The organism is Achromobacter sp. (assembly GCF_036567245.1).
Classification (GTDB): domain Bacteria; phylum Pseudomonadota; class Gammaproteobacteria; order Burkholderiales; family Burkholderiaceae_B; genus Achromobacter.
Genome location: NZ_DATCUY010000456.1, coordinates 1 through 7,201, shown reverse-complemented (window position 1 = coordinate 7,201; position 7,201 = coordinate 1). Strand labels below are relative to the sequence as shown.

Annotated in this window: 9 protein-coding genes; 3 read left to right on the top strand and 6 right to left on the bottom strand. The window is 67.6% G+C overall.

Annotated features, from left to right (window positions below; translation table 11 throughout):
• From VIR09_RS19555 to VIR09_RS19545, 3 genes are all read left to right on the top strand, one after another.
• Positions 1 to 391 (top strand): Holliday junction DNA helicase RuvB C-terminal domain-containing protein (locus VIR09_RS19555; protein WP_332014369.1); only part of this gene is annotated, 391 nt, incomplete at its 5' end.
• Positions 392 to 510: 119 nt separating this feature from the next.
• The gene (locus VIR09_RS19550; protein ID WP_332014368.1) at positions 511 to 1,476 is read left to right on the top strand and encodes a threo-3-hydroxy-L-aspartate ammonia-lyase; all 966 of its coding nucleotides are present in this window, start codon (positions 511 to 513) and stop codon (positions 1,474 to 1,476) included.
• A gap of 102 nt (positions 1,477 to 1,578) precedes the next feature.
• Positions 1,579 to 2,487, top strand: coding sequence for a complex I NDUFA9 subunit family protein (locus VIR09_RS19545; protein WP_332014367.1), 909 nt, complete (start codon positions 1,579 to 1,581; stop codon positions 2,485 to 2,487).
• Between the two features lie 7 nt (positions 2,488 to 2,494).
• Here the strand turns inward: VIR09_RS19545 and ruvA are convergent, their stop codons facing one another.
• The 6 genes from ruvA to VIR09_RS19515 form a co-directional block, all read right to left on the bottom strand.
• Positions 2,495 to 3,067, bottom strand: a complete 573-nt coding sequence (ruvA, locus tag VIR09_RS19540) for a Holliday junction branch migration protein RuvA (RefSeq protein WP_173143858.1) — start codon at positions 3,065 to 3,067, stop codon at positions 2,495 to 2,497.
• A 125-nt stretch (positions 3,068 to 3,192) separates the two neighbouring features.
• Positions 3,193 to 3,741, bottom strand: a complete 549-nt coding sequence (gene ruvC, locus VIR09_RS19535; RefSeq protein ID WP_332014366.1) for a crossover junction endodeoxyribonuclease RuvC — start codon at positions 3,739 to 3,741, stop codon at positions 3,193 to 3,195.
• Positions 3,741 to 5,330 carry a bifunctional phosphoribosylaminoimidazolecarboxamide formyltransferase/IMP cyclohydrolase gene (gene purH, locus VIR09_RS19530; RefSeq protein ID WP_332014365.1) on the bottom strand — a complete coding sequence of 530 codons (1,590 nt, stop codon included), beginning with the start codon at positions 5,328 to 5,330 and terminating at the stop codon, positions 3,741 to 3,743. The genes ruvC and purH overlap by 1 nt, the downstream gene beginning before the upstream one ends.
• Before the next feature lie 103 nt (positions 5,331 to 5,433).
• Positions 5,434 to 5,673, bottom strand: a complete 240-nt coding sequence (locus VIR09_RS19525) for a helix-turn-helix domain-containing protein (protein WP_006217670.1) — start codon at positions 5,671 to 5,673, stop codon at positions 5,434 to 5,436.
• 36 nt (positions 5,674 to 5,709) lie between these two features.
• Positions 5,710 to 6,735: a tRNA dihydrouridine synthase DusB gene (gene dusB / locus VIR09_RS19520; protein WP_332014364.1), complete on the bottom strand. Its 1,026-nt coding sequence runs from the start codon at positions 6,733 to 6,735 to the stop codon at positions 5,710 to 5,712.
• A gap of 115 nt (positions 6,736 to 6,850) precedes the next feature.
• Positions 6,851 to 7,201: FAD-dependent monooxygenase (locus VIR09_RS19515; RefSeq protein ID WP_332014363.1), on the bottom strand; the 351-nt coding region annotated here is incomplete at its 5' end.

The following is a 7,201-nucleotide window of genomic DNA, read 5'->3' as shown; positions in this document are numbered from 1 at the left end:
CGGCACGCCGCGCATCGCCAACCGGCTGCTGCGCCGGGTGCGCGACTACGCCGAGGTCAAGGCTGGTGGGACCATCGACGCCGAGGTCGCCGGCCGCGCGCTGGCCATGCTGGAGGTGGACCCGCAGGGCCTGGACCTGATGGACCGCAAGCTGCTCGAGGCCATCATCCACAAGTTCGACGGCGGCCCCGTCGGCGTGGACAGCCTGGCCGCCGCCATCGGCGAAGAGCGCGACACGATCGAGGACGTGATCGAGCCCTATCTGATCCAGCACGGCTATCTGCAGCGCACGCCGCGCGGCCGCACTGCCACGCTGACCACCTGGCGCCATCTGGGGCTGACCCCTCCAGCCGGCACCACCACAGGTTCCGGCGACCTCTTCGGCAAGTAGGCGGCGGGCCAATCGGAGGGGGCCGTGCATCGAACGGCGCCCAATTGGCGCCTCGACCGCGCTGCGGGTTTATGATCCGAAGGTTTTGATTTCCCTTCGCGATCAAAGGACACAATCCCATGCAGCCCGAATTGCCCACCTATGACGACGTCGTGCGCGCCAGCGAGCGCCTGGCCGGCAACGCGCACCGCACGCCCGTACTGACCTCGGCCACCGCCGACGCGATCAGCGGCGCGTCGGTCTTTTTCAAGTGCGAGAACTTCCAGCGCATGGGCGCCTTCAAGTTCCGCGGCGGCTACAACGCCATCGCGCGCCTGACCCCAGAGCAGCGCGCCGCGGGCGTGGTGACGTTCTCGTCTGGCAACCATGCGCAGGCCATCGCCCTGGCCTCCAGGCTGCAGGGCGTGCAGGCTACCATCATCATGCCGCTGGACGCGCCGGCCGCCAAACGCGCCGCCACCGAGGGTTATGGCGGCAAGATCGTCACCTATGACCGCTACACCGAGGACCGCGAGGAGATCGCCCGCCGCATCCAGGCGGAAACCGGCGCCGCCCTGATCCCGCCCTACGATCACGAAGACGTGATCGCCGGCCAGGGTACCGCCTCCAAGGAACTGTTCGAGGAAGTGGGCGAGCTGGATTACCTGTTCGTCTGCCTGGGCGGCGGCGGCCTGCTGTCGGGGTCGGCGCTGTCCGCCTACGCGTTGAGCCCGCGCTGCCTGGTCTACGGGGTCGAGCCCGAGGCCGGCAACGACGGCCAGCAGTCCTTGCGCAAAGGTGAAATCGTTCGAATTCCGGCGCCCAAGACCCTGGCCGATGGCGCCGCCACGACGCACTTGGGCAACCTGACCTTCCCGCTCATCCAGAAGCATGTGCGCGACATCGTCACGGTGACGGACGAGCAACTGGTCACCGCCATGCGCTTCTTCGCCGAACGGATGAAGATGGTGGTCGAACCCACCGGTTGCCTGGGCGCGGCCGCCGTCATGCAAAACGTGGTGCCGGTGCGCGGCGCGCGGGTCGGCGTCATCATCAGCGGCGGTAACGTCGATCTTCCGGCCTACGCCAAGCTGCTGGCGGCCTGATACCCGCGGATGGCCCCTTTCCGGGGCCGCCGATGCGCGCTTGCGGTTGTAGCGTGTGCAAGGCAGAATCGGGACTGAATCCTGACGAACAGGGGCTGCGACATGCGTATCCTTGTCATCGGCGGCACCGGTTTCATCGGCCGTCATCTGGTAGCGCGGCTTTCCGCGGATCAACATCAGATCGTCGTGCCCACCCGGCTCTTTAGCCGCGGGCGCGACCTGCAGATTCTTCCCACCGTTACCTTGCTCGAACGCGACGTGCACGACGACGCCACGCTGGACAGCCTGGCGCAGGGCTGCGACGCGGTCGTCAACCTGGTCGGCATCCTGCACGGCAACGCCGGGCGGCCCTATGGTTCGGAGTTCGCGCGGGCGCACGTGCTGTTGCCGCAGCGCATCGCGCAAGCCTGCCGCCGGCAGAGTGTGCGGCGGCTGCTGCACGTCAGCGCGCTGGGCGCCGATTCCAATGGCGACAGCATGTACCAGCGCTCCAAGGGCGATGGCGAAGCCGCCATCAAACAGGAATTGCAGGGCTGGCAGGAAGGCGGTTGGACCATCTTCCGTCCTTCGGTGGTCTTCGGCCCCGACGACAAATTCACCAATATGTTCGCCGGCCTGGCGCGCTGGCTGCCGGTACTGCCGCTGGCGGGCGCGCACGTGCGCATGCAGCCGGTCTATGTGGGCGACGTGGTCGCCGCCATCGTATCGGCGCTGGGCAATACGCACACCTGCGGCAAGACCTACGAGTTGGGCGGCCCCCAGGTCTACACGCTGGGCGAGATCGCCCGCCTGTGCGCCGCCTGGAGCGGCCATCCTCGGCCGGTGGTCAGCATGCCGATGGGCGTGGGCCGCATGCAGGCCCGGCTGTTCGAATGCCTGCCTGGCACGCCGCTGATGTCGCGCGACAACCTGGACTCCCTGCGCCGCGACAACATCTGCAGCGGGCCGATCGCGCCCGAACTGCATGTGGTGCCGACCGGCCTGGAAGCCGTGGCGCCACGCTACCTGTAAGCCTGTCTCAGCGCACCAGCGCCTTCAAGGCCTGTTTGATGCCGTCGGACACGCCCACGCCTTCCGGCAGGGTCTTCAGCGCCGACAACGATTCCTTTTCCGAGTAGCCCAGCGCCAGCAGCGCGTTCAGGATGTCCGATTGATTGTCGGGCGTGGCGTGGGCGGACGCGCCGATGTCGGCGCCCAGCTTGCCGCGCATCTCCAGCAACAGGCGTTCCGCGGTCTTCTTGCCGATGCCGGGCACGCGCGTCAGGCGGCCCGATTCCTGCAAGGTAATGGCCTGCGCCAGATCCGCCACCGACAGCCCCGACAGCACCGACAGCGCGGTGCGCGCGCCGATGCCGCTGACCTTGATCAGTTCGCGGAACGCGCTGCGTTCGCCGGCGGAGGCGAAGCCATACAGGATGTGGGCGTCTTCGCGCACCGTCAGGTGCGTGTAGAGCGTGACGCGGGCGCCGGTGTCGGGCAGGGAGTACAGCGTGCTCATGGGCACGTCGATGTCATAGCCCAGACCGCCCACGTCCACGCAGATGGTGGGCGGGAGTTTTTCGATCAGGGTTCCGGTGATGCGTCCGATCATGGTGATGGTGGCCTGGCAATGGTGAGGCCGCTGAATGCGCGGCGGATGCGGGGATTCTATACGCGCGGGCGCGCAATCGGCGGGAACCGGTCCCGCCCTGTGGCAAATCGCGGTGGGTCAGGCGTTCAGCCGACCAGGCGGCCGTTGCGGATGCGGGTCTTGCCGCTCATGCGCAGGGTCGCGCCCAGGCGTTCCAGCTTGTCCTGCATGGGGCCGGCGTGGGCATGGCAGATGGCGCAGGCCAGCGCGTCGGCCGAGTCGGGCGCGGGCGCGCCGTCCAGCGCCAGCAGGTGCTGCACCATCATCTGCACCTGCTCCTTGGCGGCGCGGCCGGTGCCGACCACGGCCTTCTTGATCTGCAGCGCGGTGTACTCGTGCACCGCCAGCGAGCTGTCGGCCAGCGCGCACAGCGCGGCGCCGCGCGCCTGGCCCAGCAGCAGCGTGGACGCGGGATTGGTGTTCAGGAAGATGATTTCCAGCGCGGCCACATCGGGTTGCGTGTCGCGCGCCACCTGGCGCAGATTGTCCAGGATGACTTTGAGGCGTTCGGACAGCGCCAGCGCCGGCGGGACCACGATGGTCCCGCTGGCCACGTAGCGCAGCCGCGGGCCGTCGGCATCGATCACACCGAAGCCGGTGCGGCGCAAGCCGGGATCGATGCCGAGGACGCGCATCAGTGGCGGAAGTGGCGGGTGCCGGTCAGCACCATGGCGATGCCATGCTCGTCGGCCGCGGCGATCACTTCCTCGTCGCGCATGCTGCCGCCCGGCTGGATCACGCAGGTCGCGCCAGCTGCCACCACCACATCCAGGCCGTCGCGGAACGGGAAGAAGGCATCCGACGCCACGGCCGAGCCCTTCAGGGTCAGGCCGGCGTTTTCCGCCTTGATCGAGGCGATGCGGGCCGAGTCGATGCGGCTCATCTGGCCGGCGCCCACGCCCAGGGTCATGCCGCCGCCCACGAACACGATGGCGTTGGACTTGACGTATTTGGCGACCTTCCAGGCGAATGCCAGGTCGTTCATTTCAGCTTCGGTGGGCTGGCGCTTGCTGACCACCTTGAGCGCGTCGCGCGGCACGTTGTAGGCGTCCGGGCTCTGCACCAGCCAGCCGCCGCCCACGCGCTTGATGTCGAAGGCGTTCTGGCCCGTGCCCATCGGCACTTCCAGCACGCGCACGTTCTTCTTGGCGGCCAGGATGGCCAGCGCGGCGCCGTCATAGGCGGGGGCCAGCAGCACTTCCAGGAACTGCGCGCTCACGGCTTCGGCCGTGGCGGCGTCGACCGGGCGGTTGAAGGCGATGATGCCGCCGAAGGCCGAGGTCGGGTCGGTCTTGAAGGCTTGCTGGTAGGCGCCCAGCGTGTCGGCCGCGACCGCCACGCCGCAGGGGTTGGCGTGCTTGACGATGACGCAGGCGGGCGCTTCGAAGCTGCGCGCGCATTCCCAGGCGGCGTCGGCGTCCGCAATGTTGTTGTAGGACAGTTCCTTGCCCTGCAACTGGCGGTAGTTGCCCAGCAGGCCGGCGTGACGCTGCGCGTCCACGTAGAAGGCGGCGGTCTGGTGCGGGTTCTCGCCGTAGCGCAGCGCCTGCTGCTGCTTGACTTGCAGGGTCAGGGTGCCGGGCCATTCGTTGCGGGCCGGCACGGCTTCCTGCTTGGGCTCGGCGTCGGCCAGGCTGGTCAGGTAGGCGGCGATGGCGCCGTCGTAGGCGGCGGTGTGGGCGTACACCTTGGAGGCCAGCGCCAGGCGCAGGCCGTAGGAGGTGTTGCCGCCCTTGTCCATTTCAGCCAGCACCCGCGAGTAGTCGACCGGGTCGATCACCACCGTCACGCCGCCGGCTTCGGTGCCATGGTTCTTGGCCGCCGCGCGCAGCATGGCCGGGCCGCCGATGTCGATGTTCTCGACGGCGTCGGCGAAGGTGCAGTCCGGCTTGGCCACGGTTTCGCGGAACGGATACAGGTTGACCACCAGCATGTCGATGCGGTCGATGCCCGCAGCCTTGATGGTGTCCATGTGCTCGGCGCTGTCGCGGCGCGCCAGCAGGCCGCCGTGGATCTTCGGGTGCAGCGTCTTGACGCGGCCATCGAGAATTTCGGGCGAACCCGTGTGGGCCGCCACTTCGGTGACGGTCAGGCCGGATTCGGCCAGCAACTTGGCGGTGCCGCCGGTGGACAGCAGGCGCACGCCGCGCGCGGCCAGGGCGCGGGCAAATTCAACGATGCCGGTCTTGTCGGACACCGAAAGCAGGGCGGTTTCGATTTTCATGGTGAGGGACGGGAGTGGGGCGGGAGCGCCTTTCTCGTTCAGGTCGGATGGGAAATCTGGGGGGAGCGGGCGGCGCGATGCGCCTGCCGCCCGCGCACGAAAGCTATACCTGGATATTGTGCGCCAGCAACTTCTTGCGCAGGGTGTTGCGGGTGATGCCCAGCATTTCGGATGCCCGCGACTGGTTGCCGCCCGACCGTTCCAGCGCCACTTCCAGCACCGGGCGCTCCACGCAGCGCATCACCATGTCCCACATGTCGTGGGGTTCGGATTCGCCCAAGTCTTCGAAATAGCGCTCCAGGCTGGCGCGCACGCATTCTTCCAGGACATCTTTCTTGCTCATTTGAGTACAGATATTTTTATGTTGGTGTTGAGGCGGTTATGCCGCCAGCAGGGCTTCTGCGACTGGCGCCGGATGGGGTCCGCCGTCGCGCGAGATGAGATCGAACCAGTCCGACACGGCCCGCCACTGGTCGCGGGTGTTGTCGATCAGATTCATGCGGGCGCAGAACGAATCCGCGCCCGGCAGGCCGTCCAGATACCAGCCTATGTGCTTGCGCGCCGTGCGTACGCCGGTGTGCTCGCCATAGAACCGGTAATGGTCGTCGAGATGTTCGAGCAGCAGCTCGCGCATTTCCCCATAGGAGGGAGGGGCCAGTGTTTCGCCCGTGCGCAGGTAGTGGTCGATTTCGCGGAAAATCCAGGGACGGCCTTGAGCCGCCCGGCCGATCATGACCGCGTCGGCGCCAGTGTAATCCAGGACGTGCCTGGCTTTTTCGGGCGTCGTGATATCTCCGTTGGCGACAACGGGGATTTTCAGCTCCGCCTTGACGGCGCGGATAGTGTCATATTCCGCCTCGCCCGTATAGAGGTCGGCGCGGGTGCGCCCGTGCAGGGTCAGGGCGGCGATGCCGGCGTTTTCGGCCATTTTCGCCACCCGCAGGGCATTGCGGCTCTCGCGGTCCCAGCCGGTGCGGGTCTTCAGCGTCACCGGCACGTCCAGGGGCGCGCAGGCGGCCACCACCGCGTCCAGGATGCGGGCGATCTGGTCCTCATGGCGCAGTAGCGCCGACCCGGAGGCCACGTTGCAGACTTTCTTGACCGGGCAGCCCATGTTGATGTCGATGATCCGGGCGCCCTTGCTGGCGTTGAACACCGCCGCCTCCGCCATCATGGCGGGGTCGGCGCCGGCGATCTGCACGGAAATGGGGGCGATTTCGCCGTCATGGTTCAGGCGCCGGGAGGTTTTGACGCTATCCCACAGCTTGGGGTTGCTGGCGGCCATTTCCGACACGGCGTAGCCCGCCCCCAGCTTCTTGCAAAGCTGGCGGAAAGGACGGTCCGTCACGCCCGCCATGGGCGCGACCAGCACGTTGTTGGGAAGGGTCCATTGACCTATGCGCATGCTCACATTTTAACCGGCTCGATCGCGCCCCCTTTGTCACCGGGAGAACAATTCGTAACAGAGGAAGGCGAAAACAGACAACCCGCCCCGTTTATCGGGACGGAACGGGTGGAATTCAGGCGCGGAAACCTTGCAGCAGATGCTGCGCCAACGGCGCGCGCAGAGGAGCGGCCAGATCCATCCCCAATAAGGCCAGGCCGCAAGCGTGCTCCACCGGAGCCAGGCCGGTCGAGAAGATGCGGGGCATCAGATCGGTCAGGCCGGCGGTGAGGAAGCGGTCCACGTGGCGCGCCCCGGCGAATTCCGCCAGGGCGGACCCGGGATTGACATCAGCATGGGCCAGCCAGCCGCCCAGGGTCTGGGCCAGGCGGGCCGCGTCGCGCAGGCCCAGGTTCAGGCCCTGGCCGGCGACCGGATGCAGGGTCTGCGCCGCATTGCCGATGGCCGCCACGCGGCCGTGTACCTG